This window comes from Rhizobium sp. CB3171 (assembly GCF_029714265.1).
Taxonomy (GTDB): domain Bacteria; phylum Pseudomonadota; class Alphaproteobacteria; order Rhizobiales; family Rhizobiaceae; genus Rhizobium.
In genome coordinates this window covers 1,512,421-1,534,471 of the sequence record NZ_CP121652.1, presented here as the reverse complement: position 1 = coordinate 1,534,471, position 22,051 = coordinate 1,512,421, and the positions used below count along the sequence as shown (strand labels likewise).

The 22,051-nt window shown below is 59.5% G+C and carries 22 protein-coding genes; 13 read left to right on the top strand and 9 right to left on the bottom strand.

The window, feature by feature from the left end:
- Positions 1-2 precede the first annotated feature (2 nt).
- The 9 genes from QA648_RS07590 (at position 3) to QA648_RS07550 (ending at position 8,954) form a co-directional block, all read left to right on the top strand.
- Positions 3-467, top strand: coding sequence for a GNAT family N-acetyltransferase (locus QA648_RS07590; RefSeq protein ID WP_104825110.1), 465 nt, complete (start codon positions 3-5; stop codon positions 465-467).
- A gap of 88 nt (positions 468-555) precedes the next feature.
- Positions 556-1,701, top strand: coding sequence for an alpha-hydroxy acid oxidase (locus QA648_RS07585; RefSeq protein WP_104825109.1), 1,146 nt, complete (start codon positions 556-558; stop codon positions 1,699-1,701).
- A gap of 128 nt (positions 1,702-1,829) precedes the next feature.
- Entirely contained in the window at positions 1,830-3,347 is a 1,518-nt protein-coding gene (locus QA648_RS07580; protein ID WP_283050598.1) for an ATP-binding protein, read from the top strand.
- Between the two features lie 232 nt (positions 3,348-3,579).
- Positions 3,580-4,197 (top strand): 30S ribosomal protein S4, encoded by a 618-nt coding sequence (rpsD, locus tag QA648_RS07575; RefSeq protein WP_104823238.1) that lies wholly within the window; start codon positions 3,580-3,582, stop codon positions 4,195-4,197.
- 71 nt (positions 4,198-4,268) lie between these two features.
- A complete protein-coding gene (locus tag QA648_RS07570; protein ID WP_283050596.1) occupies positions 4,269-5,198 on the top strand; it encodes a glutaminase in 930 nt (309 codons plus the stop codon).
- Positions 5,199-5,258: 60 nt separating this feature from the next.
- On the top strand, positions 5,259-6,131 hold the full coding sequence (ttcA, locus tag QA648_RS07565; protein WP_283050594.1) for a tRNA 2-thiocytidine(32) synthetase TtcA: 873 nt from the start codon (positions 5,259-5,261) through the stop codon (positions 6,129-6,131).
- 89 nt (positions 6,132-6,220) lie between these two features.
- Positions 6,221-7,048 (top strand): inositol monophosphatase family protein, encoded by an 828-nt coding sequence (locus QA648_RS07560; protein ID WP_283050592.1) that lies wholly within the window; start codon positions 6,221-6,223, stop codon positions 7,046-7,048.
- An 18-nt stretch (positions 7,049-7,066) separates the two neighbouring features.
- On the top strand, positions 7,067-7,891 hold the full coding sequence (locus QA648_RS07555) for an inositol monophosphatase family protein (RefSeq protein ID WP_283050590.1): 825 nt from the start codon (positions 7,067-7,069) through the stop codon (positions 7,889-7,891).
- A 142-nt stretch (positions 7,892-8,033) separates the two neighbouring features.
- Positions 8,034-8,954 carry an adenylate/guanylate cyclase domain-containing protein gene (locus QA648_RS07550; RefSeq protein WP_283050587.1) on the top strand — a complete coding sequence of 307 codons (921 nt, stop codon included), beginning with the start codon at positions 8,034-8,036 and terminating at the stop codon, positions 8,952-8,954.
- Between the two features lie 23 nt (positions 8,955-8,977).
- Here QA648_RS07550 and QA648_RS07545 read toward each other — a convergent pair whose 3' ends face one another.
- From QA648_RS07545 to grxD, 3 genes are all read right to left on the bottom strand, one after another.
- Positions 8,978-10,258, bottom strand: a complete 1,281-nt coding sequence (locus QA648_RS07545; protein WP_283050585.1) for a multidrug effflux MFS transporter — start codon at positions 10,256-10,258, stop codon at positions 8,978-8,980.
- A gap of 13 nt (positions 10,259-10,271) precedes the next feature.
- Positions 10,272-11,504 carry a multidrug effflux MFS transporter gene (locus tag QA648_RS07540; RefSeq protein WP_283051254.1) on the bottom strand — a complete coding sequence of 411 codons (1,233 nt, stop codon included), beginning with the start codon at positions 11,502-11,504 and terminating at the stop codon, positions 10,272-10,274.
- A gap of 140 nt (positions 11,505-11,644) precedes the next feature.
- A complete protein-coding gene (grxD, locus tag QA648_RS07535; RefSeq protein ID WP_104825108.1) occupies positions 11,645-11,980 on the bottom strand; it encodes a Grx4 family monothiol glutaredoxin in 336 nt (111 codons plus the stop codon).
- 375 nt (positions 11,981-12,355) lie between these two features.
- On the opposite strand from grxD, the gene QA648_RS07530 reads away from it, so the two are divergent.
- Together QA648_RS07530 and QA648_RS07525 are read left to right on the top strand one after the other, a co-directional pair.
- A complete protein-coding gene (locus QA648_RS07530; RefSeq protein ID WP_104823230.1) occupies positions 12,356-12,655 on the top strand; it encodes a hypothetical protein in 300 nt (99 codons plus the stop codon).
- Between the two features lie 142 nt (positions 12,656-12,797).
- Positions 12,798-14,003, top strand: a complete 1,206-nt coding sequence (locus tag QA648_RS07525; protein ID WP_283050582.1) for a hypothetical protein — start codon at positions 12,798-12,800, stop codon at positions 14,001-14,003.
- Here the strand turns inward: QA648_RS07525 and QA648_RS07520 are convergent.
- From QA648_RS07520 to QA648_RS07505, 4 genes are all read right to left on the bottom strand, one after another.
- The gene (locus QA648_RS07520) at positions 13,989-14,222 is read right to left on the bottom strand and encodes a BolA family transcriptional regulator (protein ID WP_004108912.1); all 234 of its coding nucleotides are present in this window, start codon (positions 14,220-14,222) and stop codon (positions 13,989-13,991) included. The genes QA648_RS07525 and QA648_RS07520 overlap by 15 nt on opposite strands.
- A gap of 17 nt (positions 14,223-14,239) precedes the next feature.
- Positions 14,240-16,471 (bottom strand): phosphoribosylformylglycinamidine synthase subunit PurL, encoded by a 2,232-nt coding sequence (gene purL, locus QA648_RS07515; protein ID WP_283050564.1) that lies wholly within the window; start codon positions 16,469-16,471, stop codon positions 14,240-14,242.
- Between the two features lie 155 nt (positions 16,472-16,626).
- On the bottom strand, positions 16,627-17,184 hold the full coding sequence (locus QA648_RS07510; protein ID WP_283051252.1) for an acyloxyacyl hydrolase: 558 nt from the start codon (positions 17,182-17,184) through the stop codon (positions 16,627-16,629).
- A gap of 212 nt (positions 17,185-17,396) precedes the next feature.
- A complete protein-coding gene (locus QA648_RS07505; protein ID WP_283050562.1) occupies positions 17,397-18,815 on the bottom strand; it encodes a PLP-dependent aminotransferase family protein in 1,419 nt (472 codons plus the stop codon).
- Positions 18,816-18,919: 104 nt separating this feature from the next.
- Between QA648_RS07505 and QA648_RS07500 the strand changes: the two genes are divergently transcribed.
- Complete coding sequence (locus QA648_RS07500; RefSeq protein WP_283050560.1) at positions 18,920-19,159, top strand: DUF1127 domain-containing protein; 240 nt, start codon at positions 18,920-18,922, stop codon at positions 19,157-19,159.
- Between the two features lie 474 nt (positions 19,160-19,633).
- Positions 19,634-20,560, top strand: a complete 927-nt coding sequence (locus QA648_RS07495; RefSeq protein ID WP_158704455.1) for a redoxin domain-containing protein — start codon at positions 19,634-19,636, stop codon at positions 20,558-20,560.
- A gap of 250 nt (positions 20,561-20,810) precedes the next feature.
- Here the strand turns inward: QA648_RS07495 and QA648_RS07490 are convergent, their stop codons facing one another.
- Together QA648_RS07490 and purQ are read right to left on the bottom strand one after the other, a co-directional pair.
- Entirely contained in the window at positions 20,811-21,215 is a 405-nt protein-coding gene (locus QA648_RS07490; RefSeq protein ID WP_104823223.1) for a hypothetical protein, read from the bottom strand.
- Positions 21,216-21,348: 133 nt separating this feature from the next.
- Positions 21,349-22,020, bottom strand: a complete 672-nt coding sequence (purQ, locus tag QA648_RS07485; protein ID WP_104823222.1) for a phosphoribosylformylglycinamidine synthase subunit PurQ — start codon at positions 22,018-22,020, stop codon at positions 21,349-21,351.
- Positions 22,021-22,051: the final 31 nt, after the last annotated feature.

Below are 22,051 nucleotides of genomic sequence, written 5' to 3'. Positions count from 1 at the left end.
TGATGACTGACAAAGTTTCATTTCGTAAACTCGATCTCGCGGACATGCCGGCGGCTGCGGCCGTCCATCGCGCGTCCTTCAATGAACGGCTGCCGATGCTTGCCGGGCTTCATACCCCGGAAGAGGATGTCGGCTTCTGGAGCGCGGTGGTTTTCAAAGATTGCCAGATCTGGGGCGCGGAGGAGGGCGGTCGCCTCGTCGGCGTCATCGCCTTTCTCGAGGATTGGATCGATCAGCTCTATGTTCTGCCCGAGGCGCAGCGGCATGGTATCGGCAGCCGCCTACTTGATGTTGCCAAATCGACCTATCCGGTGCTCTCACTCTGGACATTCAAGAGAAATGAGCCCGCGCGCCGCTTTTATGAGAAGCACGGCTTCTTCGTGGTTGACGAGTCTGACGGAGCAGGCAATGAGGAGAAAGAGCCGGATGTGCTTTACAAGTGGGAAGCACGCTTGCATCGGCTGTAGTTCACGATCGGACTGAGCGGCGGGATATTGGGAGGTCGATGTTTGATGTCTTTTGAGAATGATTGCGGTGTCGTTGTCGAGGCAAGCCATGCGTCTGCGTGAATGCCACAACTTCCATGATTTTCGCCTCCTTGCGAAAAAGCGCCTTCCCGGTCCGATCTTCAACTATATCGACGGCGCAGCCGACGACGAGGTGACGCTGCGGCGTAACACGTCAAGCTTCGAAAGCTGCGATCTCGTTCCGAACGTCCTGCGCGGCGTCAGCGAGATCGACATGTCTGTCACCGTCATGGGACAAAAGCTCGCAACTCCCTTCTATTGCTCGCCGACGGCGTTGCAGCGGCTGTTCCATCACCAGGGCGAAAATGCGGTGGCCGCTGCAGCATCCTCGCTCGGCACCATGTTCGGCGTCTCCTCGCTCGGGACCGTCAGCCTTGAGGAAATCCGCAAGAAGTATCCAGGCCCGCAGGTCTACCAGTTCTATTTCCACAGGGATCGCGGGCTGAACCGGGCTATGATGGAGCGGGCGAAGGAAGCCGGCGTCAATGTGATGATGCTGACGGTCGACAGCATTACCGGCGGCAATCGCGAGCGCGATCTTCGCACCGGGTTCTCCATTCCGTTCAAGCTTAATCTGGCCGGTGTCACCCAGTTCGCCATTAAGCCGGCCTGGGCGCTCAACTATCTCACGCACGAGAAATTCCGTCTGCCGCAGCTTGATGAACATGTGGACATGAGCGGCGGCGCCATGTCGATCGGCAAGTATTTCACCGAGATGCTCGATCCGTCGATGAACTGGAACGATGTCGCCGAGATGGTGAAGTACTGGAACGGACAGTTCTGCCTGAAGGGCATCATGTCGGTCGAGGATGCCAAGCGTGCTGTCGATATCGGATGTACCGGCATCGTGCTTTCGAACCATGGCGGCCGGCAATTGGACGGTTCGCGCTCAGCATTCGATCAACTGGCGGAAATCGCTGATGCCGTCGGTGACCGCATCGATGTAATGATGGACGGCGGCATCCAACGCGGCACGCATGTGCTGAAGGCCCTGTCGCTCGGCGCCAAGGCTGTCGGTATCGGCCGCTTCTATCTCTATCCGCTGGCCGCTGCCGGTCAGGCTGGTGTGGAGCGCGCGCTGCGGCATTTGCGCACCGAGATCGAGCGCGACATGAAGCTGATGGGATGCACCTCCGTCAGCGAGCTGTCGCGGGCCAATCTGCGGTTCAGATAAGCCCCGTAATTGCCTGTGGGTTTTTTCAATCCACGGACGCGAAGCTTGGAAATCTTTGATAGACGGGGACGCCCTGTTTCTGAAAGATGGGCGTCTTCACATTTGAGTCTTGTCAAAGGGGTAGTGCATTGCAGGTCGGCATCGACATGGGAACGGCGTCCGGCGGGACCAGCGCCCAACTCGATATCGAGGAGCTGCTGGCGACCCGTCTCCTTGTGCAGGGCAATTCCGGCTCCGGGAAATCGCATCTGTTACGGCGTCTGCTGGAGCAGTCGGCGCAGTGGGTACAGCAGGTCATCATCGATCCCGAAGGTGATTTCGTCACGCTGGCCGACAAGTTCGGCCATGTGGTGGTGGACGGCGAGCGCACCGAGGCCGAACTTGCCGGAATCGCCAACCGTATCCGCCAACATCGTGTTTCCTGCGTGCTGACGCTCGAAGGGCTCGATATTGAGCAGCAGATGCGCGCCGCGGCCGCTTTCCTCAACGGTATGTTCGATGCCGATCGCGAATATTGGTATCCGGTGCTCGTCGTCGTCGACGAGGCGCAGATGTTTGCCCCTTCCGTCGGCGGCGACGTCTCCGAAGACGCGCGCAAGATGTCGCTCGGCGCCATGACCAACCTGATGTGCCGTGGCCGTAAGCGCGGGCTTGCCGGCGTCATCGCCACACAACGCCTAGCGAAGCTTGCCAAGAACGTTGCGGCCGAGGCGTCCAACTTCCTGATGGGGCGTACCTTCCTCGATATTGACATGGCCCGCGCCGCCGACCTTCTCGGCATGGACCGTAGACAGGCGGAAATGTTCCGCGACCTGAAGCGCGGCAATTTCGTCGCGCTCGGTCCGGCTCTGTCGCGCCGGCCGCTGCCGATCACCATCGGCGCGGTTGAAACGTCGGCACGCTCCTCCAGCCCCAAGCTGATGCCGCTGCCGGATGCGCCGCAGGATGTCGAAGATTTGATCTTCACGCCAGATCCGGAGGAATTCTCACGGCCGGTCGTTCGTCGCGCCGCGCCTGCACCGCGTCCGACGACTGATATCCTGGCGGAGCTCTCCCGCTCCGCGCCTGCGGCCGGCGCCGCGCCGGCTGAACCGAAGGTCAGCCAGCCGGAATTATCGCCTGAGGACCGCGAGGCGCGGGTGAGTGCAGTACTCTCGGAAATTCTCGATGACCCAGCCTCGGCCTTCCGCACGGATTCGGTGCTCTATCAGGAGTTCCTCGTGCGGCTGCGCATGCGTCGCGTACCGGGTGCGCCGATATCGCTGCCGGAGTTTCGCCGACGCGTCGCGATCGTGCGCTCCGGCGCCGATGAGGCGACGATGGCGACGGATGCCTGGGCAACCGCGCTGTCACTCTCCTCCAGCGTTACCGACGATCTGCAGGGCGTGTTCCTGATGCTTGCCAAGGCGGCCATCTGTGGTGAGCCATGTCCATCCGACGCCCGCATCGCCCGCGCCTACGGCACCCACTCGGCCCGCCGCGCCCGGCGCCTGCTCAGCTATTTCGAAGAACAAGGCAGCGTCGTCGTCCATACGGACTTTTCCGGCAAGCGCATCGTCGCTTTCCCGGATATGGGTTCCCAGACTGCGCCAGGCGACGCCAATGCGCCTGATCTGGATGGTAGCGAGCAAGCGGCGGCGGAATAGCTGCTGTAATCTTGCACAAGCGCGTCTGGCGCTGTTGACATTTTCATGACGACCCCTTACAGACCGCGCCAACGCCGGGCAGAAATGTCCGGTGTTTCATTTGACATGTCCCGTGGTCTCGTCCGTTCGCTAACGTGAGAGACCTGTCAGAGCTCGAAAACGGAGTTCAGAGGAGGGCGTGTTTCCTTCGCGGCTTGGCAACGGGCCGCTCAACACTTTGAAAGGAAATGCGATGAGCAAGCGCGAATCGTCCAAGTACAAAATTGACCGCCGTATGGGCGAGAACATCTGGGGCCGTCCGAAGTCCCCGGTTAACCGCCGCGAATATGGCCCTGGCCAGCACGGCCAGCGTCGCAAGGGCAAGCTCTCCGACTTCGGCGTGCAGCTCCGCGCAAAGCAGAAGCTGAAGGGCTATTACGGCGACCTGCGTGAAAAGCAGTTCCGCGCCATCTTCGACGAAGCCAACCGCCGCAAGGGCGACACCTCGGAAAACCTGATCGGCCTGCTCGAATCGCGCCTTGACGCGATCGTCTACCGCGCCAAGTTCGTTCCGACCGTCTTCGCTGCCCGTCAGTTCGTCAACCATGGCCACGTCACCGTAAACGGCGTTCGCGTCAACATCGGTTCCTACCGCTGCAAGGCTGGCGACGTTATCGAAGTTCGCGAAAAGTCCAAGCAGCTCGTCACCGTTCTGGAATCGGTGGCTCTCGCTGAGCGCGACGTTCCGGACTACGTCGAAGCCGACCACAACAAGATGGTTGCGACCTTCGCTCGCGTTCCGGCTCTCGGCGACGTACCGTACCCGGTCGTCATGGAACCGCATCTGGTCGTAGAATTCTATTCGCGTTAATAGGCGGATATCTTTCTTGCGAATGCAAAAGCCGCTCTTTTCGAGCGGCTTTTTTGTCTTTGGAGCGTCCGATGAGCGATTTGCAGGCAATTCTCGACAGCATCCATGCGGAGCTTTTGCCGCGCCTCGGCGAAGGCAAGGTCGCCGACTATATTCCTGAACTCGCCAAAGTCGATCCGAACCAGTTCGGCATGGCGATTGCGACGGTGGACGGTAATGTCCGCAGCGTCGGCAATGCCGATATTCCCTTTTCCATTCAGAGCATCTCCAAGGTCTTCATGTTGACCTTGGCGTTGGGCAAGGTGGGTGAAGGCCTATGGAAGCGGGTCGGGCGCGAACCGTCCGGTACTGCCTTCAATTCCATCGTCCAGCTCGAGCGTGAGGAGGGAATACCGCGCAACCCTTTCATCAATGCCGGTGCGATCGCCGTCAGCGATATCGTGCTCTCCGGCCATGCGCCGCGGGAGGCGATCGGCGAGCTGTTGCGCTTCGTGCGCTACGTCGCCGATGATGAGTCCATCACCATTGACGACAAGGTGGCGCGCTCGGAGACGCAGACCGGTTTCCGCAATGTCGCGCTCGCCAATTTCATGCGCGCCTACGGCAATCTCGATCATCCCGTCGAGCACGTACTTGGCGTCTATTTCCATCAATGCGCCCTGTCGATGACTTGCGAGCAACTGGCCAAGGCGGGGCTTTATCTCGCGGCCCGCGGCAGCAATCCGATCACCGGCCACTCCGTCGTTTCGCCGAAGCGGGCGCGGCGCATCAATGCGCTGATGCTGACATGCGGCCATTATGACGGTTCCGGTGATTTCGCCTATCATGTCGGCTTGCCCGGCAAGAGCGGCGTCGGCGGCGGCATTCTCGCGGTGGCGCCGGGTATCGGCTCGATTGCCGTCTGGTCGCCGGGGCTGAACAAGGTCGGCAATTCGCAGCTTGGCGCGGTGGCGCTGGAAATGCTCGCCGCCCGTACCGGATGGTCGGTCTTCGGTGATTGATATGGTGTCTTCCCGCCGCGCTTTCTGGTATCAGCGTGGCGATGGCCGAGGTATGACAAGATGAATATCGCAACGACAGTGGCAGACGAGCTCGATATCGAAGCTGAGGATGGCGATGTTGCCGTCCACCCACTGTTTGCCGATGCGCCGCGGTCGGTCTCCTTCAACAAGCTGCGCAAGCGCCTGCTGCGCCAGGTGCGTCAGGCGCTCGAAGATTTCCAGATGCTGAAGGGCCAGCGGCGCTGGCTGGTCGGCTTATCCGGCGGCAAGGATTCCTACGGGTTGCTGTCGATCCTGCTCGATCTGAAATGGCGCGGTCTGCTGCCGGTGGAGCTGATCGCCTGCAATCTCGACCAGGGCCAGCCGAATTTTCCGAAGCATGTCCTGCCGGAGTATCTGACGAAAATCGGTGTTCAACACCGGATCGAATATCGCGATACCTATTCGATCGTGAAGGAAAAAGTGCAGGAGGGCGCCACCTATTGCTCGCTCTGTTCGCGCCTGCGCCGGGGCAATCTCTATCGCATTGCCCGTGAAGAGGGCTGTGATGCCCTGGTGCTCGGTCATCATCGTGAGGACATCCTCGAAACCTTCTTCATGAATTTCTTCCACGGCGGCCGGCTGGCCTCCATGCCGGCGAAGCTGTTGAACGACGAGGGCGACCTGATGGTGCTGCGTCCGCTCGCCTACGCCGCCGAAGACGATCTGGCCAAATTTGCCGCCGCCATGCAGTTTCCGATCATCCCCTGCGATCTCTGCGGTTCGCAGGACGGTCTGCAACGCAATGCGATGAAGGACATGCTGGCCGATATCGAACGCCGCATGCCTGGCCGCAAGGACACGATGCTGCGGGCACTGGCGCATGTGAACCCGTCGCACCTGCTCGACCCCAAGCTTTTCGATTTTGCCGCGTTGATGACGAAAAGCACCTGAGTTGCGGTCGTCGGATTTAATCGGTTTTGCCATATTGGCTTCATCGAATCGGGCATAAGAGGAGGCTTCTCTTCAGACAAAGGCCACCGATGATCTTCTCCGATACAGACTTCGAATTTCTGATGGCGACCGTAGCCGAGGCTGCGGCGCGTGAGATCCTGCCGCGCTTCCGTAATCTTGGCGTCGGCGACATTTCTGAAAAGACCTCGGCCGTCGATCCAGTGACGGAGGCCGATCTGTTGGCGGAGAGGCATATCACGGCTGCGCTGAAAGCGCGCTTTCCCGGCGCGCTCGTGGTGGGCGAGGAGGCCTATGAGGCCGACAGGTCCGTTGTCCCGGCGCTGGCGGATGCGGATTTGGCCTTTGTCATCGATCCCGTGGACGGCACCCTCAATTTCGCATCCGGATTGCCAGCCTTCGGAACGATCCTCGCCGTTGTTGCCAAGGGCGAGACCATCGCCGGGATCATCCACGATCCTGTGCTGGGCGATACGGTGACCGCCATGCGCGGCGCCGGCACTTACGAGCGGCGGCGGGGAGGGCAGGTGAGCAGGCTCACGGTTGCGCCGGCAGTACCGTTAAGTGAAATGGTGGGCTCGATATCCTGGAGCTATATGGACGAACCGGACCGCTCACGCGTCAGCGCCAATATGGCGAAGGTGCGTATGCCCCGTTCACTGAACTGCTCGGCCTACGAATATTGGCTGGTCGCCTCGGGCAAGATCCACTTCAATGGTCACCCGAAGCTGATGCCCTGGGATCACCTTGCCGGAGTGCTGGTACATCAGGAGGCCGGTGGCTTTACGGCAAAATTCGACGGTACGCCCTATCGTCCCGGTGAAACGACTGGCGGCATTATCTCGGCGCCGGATGAGGAAAGCTGGCGGATCATACGCCGCGAGATCATTGGTGGCTGACAGGAAAGGACCCGCATTATGACATCGTCCGTTGACGTTACGACCCTTGCCGACCTTCTGCGCCGTGCGGCGCAGACGGAAATCCTGCCGCGCTTCCGCCGGCTCGGCAGCGACGATGTTCGCGCCAAGAGCGAGGCGACCGATCTCGTGACCGAAGCAGATGAACAGGCCGAGCGGATGATCAAGGCGGAGGTCAAACAGCTTTGGCCCGACGCGCTTTTCATCGGCGAGGAATCGGTTGCGGCCGATCCAGCGCTGCTCGACAAGATATATGGGGCGGAGTTGGCCATCATCGTCGATCCTGTCGACGGCACATTCAATTTCGCCGCTGGCGTTCCGGCATTCGGCGTCATGGCTTCGGTGATCTCCAAGGGGGAGACGGTAGCCGGCATCATCTTCGATCCGATGGGAGACGATTGGGTGCTGGCGGAAAAGGGCGCCGGAGCCTGGCTCCGGCGGCCGGACGGCGAGGCGCAGCGCCTCTCCGTGGCAACGCCGGTTGCGTTGGAAGAGATGGTCGGCATGGCCTCCACCGGCTACCTCCCGAAGGTCAAACGAGCCGAGATCATGGGCAATCTCGCCAAAGTGCGCTTTCTCACCAACTACCGCTGCGCGGCCCATGAATACCGCACCTTTGCCGGCGGGCACGTTCATTATCTCATGTACAACAAGCTGATGCCTTGGGATCATCTGGCTGGCGTACTGATCTCGGAGGAGGCGGGCGCTTACGCCAGGCGCCTCGACGGCTCGCCCTATCTGCCGCATCATGTCGAGGGCGGCGTGTTGGTGACACCGGACAGAGCATCATGGGAACTCTTGAGGCAAGAGGTTTTCACCATTTGAGATAGCGGTTGTCGCAGCGTCAGGCGGATGCCGCGGCGCGGCTTCTACCTGTGATTCCCCTTGGAAAGTCGCGAGCGGAACATTATCTTCACCCACGTTATGCAACCGCCCTTCGGCGGGATTTCCGGCTGGGACAAGCGAGATGACCGAAACGAGCCGTAAGCTGACGACCATCTTTTCCGCCGACGTTCAAGACTATACGCGCTTGATGCGGAACGACGAGGAAGGCACACTCGCAACGCTGAAGCGATATCGCGACGCCATGGCGCGACTGATCGAAGCGCATGGCGGCCGGGTGATCAATACCTGGGGTGACGGGGTGTTTGCCGAATTCCCCAGCGTTGTCGAGGCCTTGCGCGCGGCAATCGACGTCCAAAACGAACTTGCCGGCTATAATGCCAGCAGCGACCCCGATACGCAGATGCTTTTCCGCATAGGCCTCAATCTTGGGGACGTCATCGCCGAGGGCAACGATATCTACGGCGACGGTGTCAACATCGCTGCCCGCCTTCAGGCATGTGCGGTGGCCGGCGGCATCGTCATTTCTAATACGGTCTACGATCAGGTCCGCAATAAGGTGGCTGTTGGATTCGATTTTCTTGGCCAACTCGAGGTCAAGAATGTCGACGGCGGCGTGCCGAGCTATGCGGTGCGGATCGGCGAACCGCAAACCGCCACGGCATCGACAAACCCTCGCAGCGTGCGCGAACAAGTGCCCAGTGCGGCCACGACCATTGTTGGAACCAGGTTACGAGGCGAGCGGAGCTACGGCGTGCTTGCGGTAATCGCTGCAGGTTTGGTCGTGCTCAACATTCTGACATGGCATGGTGAGTTTTGGGCGGCGTGGCCCGTGCTTGGTATAGCCATGGCGGCGGGGCTTCGCTGGGCGCGAACGAACACACAATTCGATCGCCGCCTTGCCATTTTCGCAGTGGTCGGCGCCGGCCTCGTGGGGATCAACCTTCTGTCATGGCACGGCACGCCCTGGGTGATATGGCCGCTCTTGGGCCTGGCAGTTCTTGCCGGTATCCACTGGGTCAAGCGCCAACGCGGCGACATTTGATCGCCGCGTTGAGAGACGGTCACTCAGACGTGACCCATGCCAGGTTCGAGCTGCGGGCTGTCGCCTGGATGGGTGAAGAGCCTGCCCTTTTCTGCCCATAGCGTTGCAACAATCGTCAAGGCACCGAAAACGGTGAAGCCGGCAATCAGCGGCTGAACGGTTCCATCGAACATCTGGCCGACGATGCCGCCGAGCACGACGCCGCCGGTGGTGGAAACGGAGCTGGTAATGGCGGCGGCTGTGCCCGCCAGATGCCCCATCGGCTCCAGGCTTATGGCCATGAAATTGGTGGTGATGACCGCAAACATCATCAGCATCACCGAGATCAGCGCATAGGTGAACTGAAAGCTCGGCTGACCGGTCATGCCGACGACATAGCCGAAGGCGCCGAGGAGCGTGAAGATGATCATCGCCGCATGCGAAATGCGCCGCATGCCGAAGCTGCGAACGAAATAGCCGTTAGCGAATTGTGCGACCGCAGTACCCGCCGCCGTGGCGGCGAACGCGATCGGGAACCACTCGCCGAGCCCGTAGACCTCGCCGAATACCTGCTGAACCGACACCACATAGGCGCAGATGACGCCGGTAAAGAGCGTCAGGCCAATCATGTAGCCGCAGGTGATGCGGTCGGTCAGCACAGTCTTAAAGCCGGATATGACCGAAGTGACCGAGAGCGGCAGACGTTCGTGGTCAGGCAATGTCTCCCGCATGCGAAAAAACGCGAGAAGAAAGAGAACGGCACTTGCGATGCCCAAGGCGATGAAGATCCACTGCCAGTTCGAATGGGCGACGATCAACTGGCCGACGGAGGGTGCTACCATCGGCATGATCATGAAAACGATGGTCACATAGGACATGACCCGCGCCATTTCGCGGCCGCCGAAGCAATCGCGCACGATCGCCAAGGTGGTGATACGAACAGCGGCGGCACCGACGCCCTGGATGAAGCGCAACACAAGCAGCGCTGTGAGACTGCCGCTCCAGGCCGCCGCGAATAGCGTTACCGTGTAGAAGATAAGGCCGCCGAGGAGAATATTCCGCCGGCCATAGGCGTCGGACAGGCTGCCGAAAAATAGCTGGCAGATACCGAAGCCGAGGAAATAGACGCCGATGACCAATTGCGTGTCATTGGGATTGGCGACTGCAAGCGACTGGCCGATATTCGGCAGGGCCGGCAACATGCTGTCTATACCCATCGAGATGCTCGCCGTCATGAGCGCGATGATGATGATGAATTCGACGATGCCGAGGCCGATGCGGGCGGAGCCGGATTGCTCCGCAGGCTTGGTTTGGATCGGGTTCATGTCAATGTGCCTATCAATGCAGGGCGAGAGATGAATCGGAAGGCGGCGGTGCATTCTGCGGGCGGAAGAGGCGGCCCTTTTCGGCGACAAGCACGAAGCCGATGCCGATCAGCGAGACCGTGAAATAGCCGACGATCATCGGGGTCGCCGTTCCGTTGTAGAGCTGACCAATCGCCGCGCCGATCGAGGCGCCGCCGACCGTGCTCATGAAGCCGAGCACCGAGGAAGCCGTGCCGGCGACATGGCCCAATGGTTCTATGGCGAGCGAATTGAAGTTCGAGCCGATCCATCCGAACTGGAACATTGCCAGTGCGAAGAGGATCATGAACAGCGGGAAGGGCATCGGTGCCGGTCCGTTGAGCTGCACCATCAGCCACAGGAACGTGATGGTGGCGAAGCCGAGCAGGGCCGCATGCGACAGCCGTCGCATGCCGAAGCGTCCGACGAGCTGCGAATTTATGAAGGATGAGAGTGCCATGAACAGCGCCACGCCGCCAAAGGCAAGGGGTGTGTAGGCGCCAAGCCCGTATATGTCGTTATAGACCTGCTGGGCCGAATTGATGAAACCGAACAACGCTCCGAACAGGAAGGTGTTGGCAATCGTGTAGCAAAGAGCGACACGGTTCGTCAGAACCATGCCGAAGCCGGAAACGACGGATTTTACGGTTAGGGGGCGAACATTTTCCGGCTTGAGCGTTTCCGGCAGCCGGAAGTACATCCAGATGCCGACAAGCGTCGCCATGGTGCCGATGAAGACGAAGATCATGTGCCAGGTGCTCATGAGCATGATGATCTGCCCGCTTCCCGGTGCGATGACGGGAACGATCATGAAGACCATCATAATCAGCGACATGACCTCCGCCATCTGACGACCACCGAAAACGTCGCGGACGATCGAGATGGTGATGACGCGGGTTGCCGCAGAGCCCAGGCCCTGGATGAAGCGCAGGGCAAGCAGGCCGGCAAAGGACGGGATCAGCGCAATGCCGAAGGCGGAAACGATATAGACGGCAAGGCCGATCAGCAGCGGCACGCGGCGGCCGAATCGGTCAGACAGCGGGCCGTAAAAAAGCTGCGCCGAGCCGAAACCGATCAGATAAGCGGTCACGACATATTGCCGGTGGTTTTCGTTTTCCACGCCGAGACTGGAGCCGATCTGTTGAAGGGCGGGGATCATGATGTCGATGGCCAGCGAATTGACCGCCATCAGGAAGGCCGCGAGCACAATGAACTCGCGTTTGCCCATGGGTAATTGCCCATGGGCCGTAGCCTGGGATGTAGTCGTCACGGTTTTTTTCCCATAAACATATCAAGGCGCCGCTCGGTGGCAGCGCCTTATCAACTGAATTGGACTATGGAAACCGGACGATAGGGCCCGGTGACCGGTCAGGCGGCGCCGCGGACGGCGATACCATGTTCCTGGAAGTGCTGCTGCAACTCGCCCGCCTGGAACATTTCGCGCACGATGTCACAACCGCCGATAAACTCGCCCTTTACGTAGAGCTGGGGAATGGTGGGCCAATTGGAATAGTCCTTGATGCCCTGGCGAATTTCCGAATCGGCCAGAACATTGATGCCCTTATAGTCGACGCCGATATAGTCGAGGATCTGGACGACCTGGCCCGAGAAACCACACTGCGGGAACTGCGGAGTACCCTTCATGAAGAGAACGACGTCGTTGTTCTTCACTTCATTGTCGATAAATTCGTTGATGCCGCTCATGTCTCGTCCTTTCACATGCGGGTTCAAGGTCCGCAGCTTCAAATCTTTTCCTTAAATAGCAAGGTGAAGCTTCGATTTCCAGCCGCAATCATGCACTCGATATGTTTTTCATCGCATGAATGGGCTTTCGCGCAACAATGGTTCCGAATGATGGCGCGACATTGGAATTAGCAACTTTTCTTGAACAGTGCGTTTTGAAATCACTCCTTCAACGTGGAAGCTGAACAACACACATAGGGAATAAATAAGGGACGTTTAGTATCGTGTTGCCGGCCTATTTTTGCCGGTGGCGGGAAGTTTCGAGGCATGCCGGCGAAGGCGGTGTGCGGGTACCAGTCCCTTTTTTTACATTGCATTTTTGAGGGAGTGGGCACCATGAGCCATCATCACTATTCCGACGGCCAGGTCGGCGAAGAGCGCGAGTTTTATGGCGCCAGTGAGACGAGTGAAGGCGAACGGGAATATTACGAGCATGTTCGCACTCCTAGAGCATCGATATTGAACAGCACCATCACGGTCAGCATCATCGTTTTGGTTCTCAGCATCGCTTTCGGCTATCGCGCATCCACCACGCCAGCGCCGGAAGTGCAATCTGCGACCGTTCAGAAGATCATGATCGCTCCGTCGAGCGATTCCTGTGCCGAACTTTCGCCGTATGCCCGCAGCGATTGCTGATGTCAGAGATTCCTTAACCATATCGTGGGAGTTTCTCGTATGGCTTTCACGATAAGCTGCCATGAAAAAGCCGACAGGTCATGGTGTCAGCAGCATCCTATGTCTTCGTGACGCCGCCAACCCGCCGGGAATTAAGAACATAATGAATAGCATAAAAAAGAGGGTGGTCCTTCACTTCCCCGGCTTCGAACCATTGGATGCCGCTGCGCACAGGGCGCGTTACCAGCGCTCCGCCAAACAAAGTGCCGCCGCGTGGGATTTTTCGGTTGCCGTCGATACGCTTCGAAATTTCGGTAGGGCGCCGTATTTCGACGTCACTACCGAGGGAGCGGGCTGGGAAACCCAGAGCCGCATCCACATCCTCGATCATAATGATCTGGTCGCCAAGCTGAACGGCAGGCCCTTTTCCGTGCGGTTGAGGCAGGGTTATCTCGCCGCTTCCAAGATCGCGCTGTCAGGCGGTCTAACAGGCTACTTTCGGCATGCCTGGCGGTTTGGCCTGTTCTTCATCTTTCCGTTCCTGCTGATGCTGGTCGGGCTGCTCATCAGCCTGTCCATCGCTCTCTCGCCTTTTGCATTCGGGCTTCCCTCTTGGAGCCATATCGGCAGCATTCCCTTGGCGGTGGCCTTCTTCATCTATGTCTTCCTGCCGCAGGCTGAGCGGCTGCATACGCTGCATCTCTTTGCCGACTGGGAAATGGCCGTCGCCATGGCGGGATTGAACGGTATCGGCGCCGAGCAGTGGATCGAAGCCTGCGCCATCAGTGCCCGCCAGGCGCTTGACGAGCCGGCCGACGAATATGTCATCTCGTCCCACAGCATGGGCTCGAGCGTCGCCGCCCATGTGATCGGACTGCTGCTCGAACGGGAGCCTCAGCTATTCCAAGGCAAGCGCGTCGTGTTCACGACGCTCGGCAGCGCTATCCTGCAATGCGCATTGATGCGGCCCGCCGCCGTGCTGCGCTCGCGCGTTGGCCTATTGGCCCGCTGCCAGGAGATATTCTGGCTCGACGTCCATTGCCTGACCGATGCGATCCATTTCTACAAGACGAAGGTTGCCGCCGTCTGCGGACATGCGGACGGTCTGCAGCCCACGATCATATTCGTCCGCTTCAAGAAGATGCTGACGTCGCAGCATTACGCCAAGATCAAGCGCGATTTCCTGCGGGTGCACAGGCAATATGTGCTCGGACCGGATGTCCGAGCTTCCTTCGATTTCACACTTTTGACGGCCAGCCCACTGCCGGCTTCCAGCTTTGCAACATTCACCCACGCCAACATGCCGGATCTGACTTTCGGCGCCGGCAATGATGGCGAAAACGCCCGGCTTTCCTCAGTCGGGCGCTGAGGTCTGTAACGCCAGGGCGTGCAGCACGCCGCCCATATTCCCTTTCAACGCGTCATAGACCATCTGGTGTTGCTGTACGCGGCTTTTGCCACGGAAGGCTTCGGCCACGACTTCGGCCGCATAGTGGTCGCCATCCCCGGCCAGGTCGCGAATCGTCACCTTGGCGCCGGGAATGCCGGCCTTGATCATGTCTTCAATATCGCCGGGATTCATTGGCATCAGTGATTTACCTCACTTTATTCGGCAGCGACGAGTGCACTGCCATCCATGAAGGCAGGAAACCACGATTCATGCGCCTCGCGCAACTGCCGAACGGAAACGGACAGCAGTCCGTCGACGGCAAGCGCATCGCCGCCGACCTCGCCGAGGCGACGGAACGGCACGCCGGCGCTTTCCGCATTGATGCAGACGAAATCGGCGACATCGGCCGGCACGGCGACGACATACCGCGCCTGATCTTCGCCGAAGAGTACGGCGTGCGGCAAGCCCTTGCATTCAGCAAGATCGATGCGCAGACCCTTGCCTGACGCCATTGCCATTTCGGCCAGTGCCAGCGCAAGGCCGCCCGAGGAAATGTCGTGGCAGGCGGTGACCTGACCATTGCGGATGGCTGAACGGACGAAATCGCCGTTGCGGCGCTCGGCAAAGAGGTCGACCTCCGGGGCCGGGCCGTCCGTGGAGCCAAGGATATCGCGCAGATAGACGGAAGAGCCGAGATGGCTGCCGTCGACGCCGAACATGATGATCCGTTCGCCTTCCGAGGCCGAGCCGATACGCGCCATCGCCTTCCAGTCCGGCAGAAGCCCGACACCGGCAATCGTCGGCGTCGGCAGAATTGCGACGCCGTTGGTCTCGTTATAAAGCGAGACATTGCCAGAGACTATCGGGAAGTCGAGTGCGCGGCAGGCTTCGCCGATGCCTTTGATGGCGCCGACGAACTGGCCCATGATCTCGGGCTTTTCCGGATTGCCGAAATTCAGGTTATCTGTCGCGGCCAGCGGCTCGGCGCCCGTTGCGGTGATGTTGCGCCAGCATTCGGCGACGGCCTGTTTGCCGCCCTCGAACGGATCGGCTTCGACATAGCGCGGCGTGACATCTGAGGAGAAGGCGAGCGCCTTGGTGGGATGGCCTTCAACGCGGACGACACCGGCGTCACCGCCCGGAATCTGCAGGGAATTGCCCTGGATCAGCGTGTCGTATTGTTCGTACACCCAGCGGCGGCTGGATTGGTTGGCGGAGCCGACGAGCGTCAACAGCGCCTGACCATAATCCTCTGGGGCAGCGACGAGATTGGCGGGCAGATCGGCGCGCTTGTCGGACTCACGCCACGGCCGGTCATATTCCGGCGCCTGGTCACCGAGATCCTTGATCGGCAGGTTGGCGACTTGCTGACCCTGGTGAATGATACGGAAACGCAGGTCGTCCGTGGTCTTGCCGACGATGGCGAAATCCAGGCCCCATTTGACGAAGATCGCCTTGGCGACGGCTTCCTTTTCCGGCTGCAGTACCATGAGCATGCGCTCCTGGCTTTCCGACAGCATCATCTCATAGGCCGACATCTGCTCTTCGCGCACCGGCACCTTATCGAGATCGAGCTCAATCCCGAGGTCGCCCTTGGCGCCCATTTCGACAGCGGAGCAGGTGAGGCCGGCCGCACCCATGTCCTGGATGGCGATGACAGCGCCGGTCTGCATCAATTCCAGGCAGGCTTCCAGCAGGCACTTTTCGGTAAAGGGGTCGCCGACCTGAACGGTCGGGCGCTTTTCCTCGATCGATTCATCGAATTCGGCCGACGCCATTGTCGCGCCGCCGACGCCGTCGCGGCCCGTCTTGGCACCGAGATAGACGACCGGCAGGCCGACACCCTTGGCTTCCGACAGGAAGATGGCGTTGGATTTCGCAAGGCCGGCGGCAAAGGCATTGACCAGGATATTGCCGTTGTAACGCGCGTCGAACTCGACCTCGCCGCCGACGGTCGGTACGCCGAAGGAGTTGCCATAGCCGCCGACGCCGGCGACGACGCCGGAAACCAGATGGCGGGTTTTCGGATGATCCGGCTCGCCGAAGCGCAGGGCGTTCATGGCAGCGATCGGGCGCGCGCCCATGGTGAAGACGTCGCGCAGGATGCCGCCGACGCCAGTCGCGGCGCCCTGGTAAGGTTCGATATAAGACGGGTGGTTATGGCTTTCCATCTTGAAGACGACGCAATCGCCGTCATCGATATCGACCACGCCAGCATTTTCGCCCGGGCCCTGGATGACGCGCGGCCCCTTGGTCGGCAAGGTGCGAAGCCATTTCTTCGAAGATTTGTACGAGCAGTGCTCGTTCCACATCGCCGAGAAAATGCCGAGTTCGGTAAAGGTGGGCTCGCGGCCGATCAGATCCAGAATGCGCTGATATTCGTCCGGCTTCAGGCCGTGGGCGGCAATAAGTTCCGGGGTGATCTGGATCGAATTCGAAAGGGTCATGGGCGCTCGATGGTCCTTGCCTGTAAAGGGTTTGAAGGCCGGTCAGGGGATCGAGGTCTCTTTAGCGCATGTGAACCCATCGTGCGACAGGAAAATGCCCGCGATTCACAATGGGTGAAGAGCGGGCATCGCTATTTTCAATTGCTGCCTGGCGATCAGAACTTGTAGCCGACCAGCAGCCCGGCGCGCGTCATGCCGGCATTCGGCCCATCGCAGAGATTGGCATGCGAGGAATGCGCCACTTGCGCCATCAGGCTCCAATGATTGTCGAAATTATAGCCGACCCCGGCATATTCGTGGAAAAGCAGGCGACAGCCGAGCATTGGGCCGTCTTTGGTCCAATCGTCGAGATTCCCGGTATGGACGGTGCCGCCGAAACCGGCTTCGGTGAAGATGCCGTTGCTATGGGTGAGCGTCCAGGACAGGCCGGTAAAGACTTGCGTCGCCGCTGTGTCCGTGGTGCCGATCGAGGTGCCCAAATGGATGCGGGGGCGTAAAAGCTGATCTTTCCAATTGTCCGTTGGATTGTAGCCGAATGGATTGAACAACACCTCGACTTCCGGAAAGACGCCAGCCTCATGGTCATGGCCAGTCTGGATGGAGCCGCTGGCGCCGAAGCGAAGTTCATCGAATATTTTGATCTCCGGGGCTGCTTTTGTGTCCGCAATGTCGGCGGCGGCAGCGGATTCAGCGACGATAACCGAACCAGTCATTACCAAAGCGGTGATCGCACTCGTCCAAAACCGGCCACCAGAAATAGCGTCAAAAGCCATGCACCCAACCCCCAGATGGCAAGCGATTCGCAGTCGTTAACCAAGTGGTAGCATCCTTAAGGTCGAGGTAAAGTAGGGGTAATTACATGACAGTGCATTTGGCAAAAACTGAAGCGAAAGTGCAACAGTGCCGTCATAAAAGGCTGTCAGCCTCATATGTGGCTGTCGTAGCCTGCCGATCCGTTTTCCAGAAGGTGACGTAACGTCATGAAGCCGCTTGCGACGTCGTCACGCCGCTGCGGTGAAGAAAAAGCGACGCGAACGCGGTGATAGGCCCTGTCCGTGCGGGCGGCCTTGAACTCGTCCTCGTCATCGACAAGAACGCCCTCGGCGAGGGCGGCATTCTTGAATGTACCCGAAAGCCAGGGTTCCGGCAGTTTCAGCCACAGGAACGGCACGTGCGGATGCGAGGTGAATTCGAAGCCAGATAGGGCTTCCCGCGCCAATTGCTCACGGATGCGGATTTCCTCCACGGCCCGTCGGCGCAGCGCCAGCGCATGGCCGCCAAGCACCAGCCGGGCACAGGTTTCCGCCAGGATGAAGGGCAAGCCGCCGGTCGTCATCTTGTGAGTGACCTTGATGCGTTGGGCGAAATGCTGCGGGCAGGCGACCCAGCCGCCGCGCACGCCCGCGGTCACCGATTTCGACAGGCCGCTGACGAGGAAGGTGCGCTCGGGCGCAATAGCTGCCATCAGCGGATTCTGATCTTCGGTCATCCCCCCATAGAGATCGTCTTCGATCAGCCAGACGCTATGCCGGCGCGCTATGGCGGCGATTGCCCGGCGACGCGCCTCCGGCATGGTCACCAGCGTCGGATTGTGCGCCGTCGTCATCAAGAAGGCGAGACGCGGATGCTGCTGCTGGCAGAGCCGTTCGAAATCGTCGGGGATAATGCCATGCTCATCGGAGTCCACCAGTATGGAGCGGCGGCCGAGAAGACGGGTGGCGCGGCTGACCTGCGTATAGGTCAGGTTCTCGAAGACGATCTTGTCGCCCGGTGAGGTGACGGCGGAGATGACGGCGATAGCGGCGGCGTGAGCGCCGAGGGTGGGCACGATCGTTTCGATCGCCGGCTGCCAGCCGTTGCGGGCAAGCCAGACCTGTCCTGCGCGAAACCAGTTGGCCGGGAAGTTCCGTGAATAAGAGGAAATCTCCGCCCGATGCTCGCGGCTGATATCGGCAAAGAGCTGGCCGATGATCTCGCCCTGGCCAATATCGGGTGCTGCCGTCGTGTCGAAACGAATCTTGTCGCCGGGGACCTCGAGACCGCGGGTGCCGGCAAGCGCCTGCGTGATCGGGTCCACGGGCTCGATCTGCTTGCCGTTGGCACGCTCGAGCACATAGGTGCCGCGCCCGACCTCACCAGCCACAAGGCCGCGCTCATGCACCAGCGCATAGGCGCGGCTGACCGTGCCGATCGTCACGCCGATATCGTAAGCGAGATTGCGTTGCGGCGGCAGCTTCGTGCCCGGCGGCAGCACGCCATGCGTAATCGCGTTCTCGATGCTGTCGGCAACGCGAATGTAAACCGGGCCGGTTCCGCTGGATATATCAGGCAGCCAATTTGTCATAATGACAATTTCTTAGATTGCTTCACGGATGGAGTCAATATTATGAGTCAATTCGTGTCGTTTGGCTCGATACATTCCGATTGTCACGATCAAGCGAGCAAGAAATGGATACAATAGATACAATTCACTTCAGCAAGAGTCCCCTAGCTGATGAAAGGTCGCTGAACATCTTCGCGCGGATATCGCGCCTGGCGCATCGTCTTTTCGACGCTTTTGCGGTTTGGCTGCAGAAGCGGGAAAGCCGCTGGACTTTGCGGTATCTGACGGATGATGAGCTGCGCGACATCGGCCTGACCCGTGGGGAGGCGATGGGCGAGGTGAGCAAATCGTTTTTCTGGGACTGAGCGTGCCGGCAAGAGGCGATTGCGACGAGATCTAGCCGAGCGGCGGCGAAGATCATGCCTTCGTTCGCGGTCGGCGACATATATTTCCATTATTTCCATGCCTAGCGCTGCGGAGAGGTCGCAGAGGGTGGGTCAACGCCGATGAATGGTAGGCAGCTTTTCGCGAAGCGCCGCTGATAGTATTATATTAGTGAATACTTGACTAAGTGGGCGGCAGTGGTATCGTTCCCTCACGCGCTCAACTAGCAATGGGGGAGCCAAGTTCGATCGCCGTCTTGGCGTCTGGTCGCATCGATGCAACCGGAGGGAGCGCTGACATCGTTGTGTTTAACGCCGCGCTTCGGTCATTCGTGCGCGGCACATATTATGGCCGCAAGTCCCCCTGTGGCGTAACTCGCATGTTCAATTGACGCTACTCGGACTCGAAACATCCGCTTGTAGATGCCCAATCATTTATTATCGGGGGACACTCAAATGACAGATGCAGTTCCTATTTACGCGCAATCGAAAAGCCAGCAATTTTTCCGGTACGGCACCCAAATGACCGCGGAGAATGGATGGGATCAAAACAAGACCATTGCGTTCTACGCCTACTCTGCCCCGCAGGAAGGGACGATACCTTTTTATCGTCATCGATCGGGGGATCGCTTTGAGATAGATACGATCGAAGGAGCGCACGACGGTTGGACTGGTGGAGAAGATCCATTTTACGCCTATCCGTCGACTCAGCCGAGGACGGGAACGATACCAATCTACGTTCATCCCAACTCGAACGGACAGCGCTTCCAATACAACACCCAGATCCCCGGCGGTGCCGGCTGGGGTACCGGACAGCTGGCATTCTTCGCATTACCAACCCTAGAGGGCTATCGCGTCGGCGACAAAGCCGCTGACATCGTCGGGCAGGATCAGTCCGGCAAAACTGTCCAACTTAGCAAGTATAGCCCGAACAAGGATTGGATTTTGGTCGATATCTGCGCCCAGTGGTGCGGTCCTTGTAATTTTGCGGCTGAAAAAACCCGCGGATTTATTGACAATGTAAACGTCACCAAGGGTACGAAGCTGAAGTTGACACCTTTTACGGTGCTCGTCGATGACCGGAGTTATAGGGCTTCATCGCAGGTAACGGCGCAACAATGGGCGACAAAGTACAACTTCGATCCAAAGGAAGCGGTGGTTCATTGCGGGGGTGACCCGAAATCGGACTTGCGGTGGCTCGTTAACAAGTACACCCTTGCAAACAATATTCCGGAAGCTGCTTACCCAACATACGTGCTTATCGACTCTGACGGAGTTATTCGCCACTTCCAGCAAGGCTTCGACCTTGACCAACTCCAGCTAGATCTTTCCGCGTTGGCGGGGGTGGCATTGACAGGCGGACCTTGGATCGGTCTTACGTGACGCTGCAACTTGTTGTTTTCGCGCTATTCCTGGGAAATCACGGTGTGCTTTCCCAGGAATGTATCCAAAACGTGCCGCGTTTAATTGACCTCATAACCTGCTAAACGGCGTTTAAAGCTAGGAACACATGTGTCATAGCGATGGGACTGGTTCAGTGCGGCACAAGTGGCTGCACTGGCTCCGAAATTGCAGACCCGTCCTTTCCGGCAACGCTGATTGTCCGCGCTATAATGACGACGTCGCCGCTGCCTCAGCAGCCCTTCGTGCCCGCGGCCCAGCGGTTGACATCCCCGGTGATGCGGCCGCCGGAGGCGCCTGACATCATCGGGCCGAAGGCCTGCAACTGCGCCGGATTGCCTTCCGCCTGAACGACGAGAGACGGCCGGCCGGTCGGGTGCTTCTTGTCAACCACGAGAATGCGCGGGCGGCCGGTGTAGGAATTGAGTTCGGGAGCGAGCTGGTAGCCAGCAAAGGCCGGATCGGCCGATTTGAACCAGCAGGCATTGGCATTGAGCATGACGCGCTCCATCGTCGACAGAGCGCTATGCTGTTCGGTGGTAACGGTCGGAGCGCGCGTCGTGCAGGACGTGAAGAGCAGGCCAAGTGCTGCGAGAGTGGCGGCAGAATACAATCCGGTAACGAGGCGAGGGCGCATCAATCTCTCTTCCAATAAATCGGTTGGGCAGCTCTTAGCCGATGATGATGTGAATCGGAACCTTTCCGAGGTTCTGTTCGAGGCAAAACGTCGGCTGGTTTGGCAATCCTAATGTTGGTGCGGACGCATCGCCTCAGGCGGCGATCACGTCGAGGGCGGAGGCGAAGAGACCGCGACCGTCGGCGCCGCCGTGGGCCGCTTCGATCAGGTTCTCCGGATGCGGCATCATGCCAAGCACGTTGCCCTTGCTGTTGATAACACCGGCGATATCGTTGATGGAGCCGTTTGGATTGGTGCCTTCAGCATAGCGGAACACCACCTGACCATTGCCTTCGATCGCCGCCAGCGTTTCCGCGTCGGCAAAATAATTGCCGTCATGGTGGGCGACCGGGCAGCGGATCACCTGACCTTTGGCGTAGGCGCGGCTGAAATCCGTTTCGGCATTGGCGACCTCGAGCTTGATCTCGCGGCAGACGAATTTCAGCGAGGCATTGCGCATCAGCGCGCCGGGCAACATGCCGGCTTCCAGCAGGATCTGGAAGCCATTGCAGACGCCGAGAACCTTGACGCCCTTGTCGGCCTTTTCCTTGATCGCCTGCATGACCGGCATGCGGGCTGCGATCGCGCCGCAGCGCAGATAATCGCCATAGGAAAAGCCACCGGGAATAACGATCAGATCGACATCCGGGATCTCGGTTTCCGTCTGCCAGACCGTGATAGGCGCATTGCCGGAAATCTTGGTCAGCGCCGCGATCATGTCACGGTCGCGATTGAGGCCGGGAAGTTGAACGACTGCTGATTTCATGATTCTGCTCCCGACATAAGCGAAAGATACT

What these genes read in the sequence shown, in the direction of transcription:
- QA648_RS07590 (WP_104825110.1), top strand. Translation starts at nt 3, where the DNA reads ATGACTGACAAAGTTTCATTTCGTAAACTCGATCTCGCGGACATGCCG.
- QA648_RS07585 (WP_104825109.1), top strand. Translation starts at nt 556, where the DNA reads ATGCGTCTGCGTGAATGCCACAACTTCCATGATTTTCGCCTCCTTGCG.
- rpsD (WP_104823238.1), top strand. Translation starts at nt 3,580, where the DNA reads ATGAGCAAGCGCGAATCGTCCAAGTACAAAATTGACCGCCGTATGGGC.
- QA648_RS07570 (WP_283050596.1), top strand. Translation starts at nt 4,269, where the DNA reads ATGAGCGATTTGCAGGCAATTCTCGACAGCATCCATGCGGAGCTTTTG.
- ttcA (WP_283050594.1), top strand. Translation starts at nt 5,259, where the DNA reads ATGAATATCGCAACGACAGTGGCAGACGAGCTCGATATCGAAGCTGAG.
- QA648_RS07560 (WP_283050592.1), top strand. Translation starts at nt 6,221, where the DNA reads ATGATCTTCTCCGATACAGACTTCGAATTTCTGATGGCGACCGTAGCC.
- QA648_RS07555 (WP_283050590.1), top strand. Translation starts at nt 7,067, where the DNA reads ATGACATCGTCCGTTGACGTTACGACCCTTGCCGACCTTCTGCGCCGT.
- QA648_RS07550 (WP_283050587.1), top strand. Translation starts at nt 8,034, where the DNA reads ATGACCGAAACGAGCCGTAAGCTGACGACCATCTTTTCCGCCGACGTT.
- QA648_RS07545 (WP_283050585.1), bottom strand. Translation starts at nt 10,258, where the DNA reads ATGAACCCGATCCAAACCAAGCCTGCGGAGCAATCCGGCTCCGCCCGC.
- QA648_RS07540 (WP_283051254.1), bottom strand. Translation starts at nt 11,504, where the DNA reads ATGGGCAAACGCGAGTTCATTGTGCTCGCGGCCTTCCTGATGGCGGTC.
- grxD (WP_104825108.1), bottom strand. Translation starts at nt 11,980, where the DNA reads ATGAGCGGCATCAACGAATTTATCGACAATGAAGTGAAGAACAACGAC.
- QA648_RS07530 (WP_104823230.1), top strand. Translation starts at nt 12,356, where the DNA reads ATGAGCCATCATCACTATTCCGACGGCCAGGTCGGCGAAGAGCGCGAG.
- QA648_RS07525 (WP_283050582.1), top strand. Translation starts at nt 12,798, where the DNA reads ATGAATAGCATAAAAAAGAGGGTGGTCCTTCACTTCCCCGGCTTCGAA.
- QA648_RS07520 (WP_004108912.1), bottom strand. Translation starts at nt 14,222, where the DNA reads ATGCCAATGAATCCCGGCGATATTGAAGACATGATCAAGGCCGGCATT.
- purL (WP_283050564.1), bottom strand. Translation starts at nt 16,471, where the DNA reads ATGACCCTTTCGAATTCGATCCAGATCACCCCGGAACTTATTGCCGCC.
- QA648_RS07510 (WP_283051252.1), bottom strand. Translation starts at nt 17,184, where the DNA reads ATGACTGGTTCGGTTATCGTCGCTGAATCCGCTGCCGCCGCCGACATT.
- QA648_RS07505 (WP_283050562.1), bottom strand. Translation starts at nt 18,815, where the DNA reads ATGACAAATTGGCTGCCTGATATATCCAGCGGAACCGGCCCGGTTTAC.
- QA648_RS07500 (WP_283050560.1), top strand. Translation starts at nt 18,920, where the DNA reads ATGGATACAATAGATACAATTCACTTCAGCAAGAGTCCCCTAGCTGAT.
- QA648_RS07495 (WP_158704455.1), top strand. Translation starts at nt 19,634, where the DNA reads ATGACAGATGCAGTTCCTATTTACGCGCAATCGAAAAGCCAGCAATTT.
- QA648_RS07490 (WP_104823223.1), bottom strand. Translation starts at nt 21,215, where the DNA reads ATGCGCCCTCGCCTCGTTACCGGATTGTATTCTGCCGCCACTCTCGCA.
- purQ (WP_104823222.1), bottom strand. Translation starts at nt 22,020, where the DNA reads ATGAAATCAGCAGTCGTTCAACTTCCCGGCCTCAATCGCGACCGTGAC.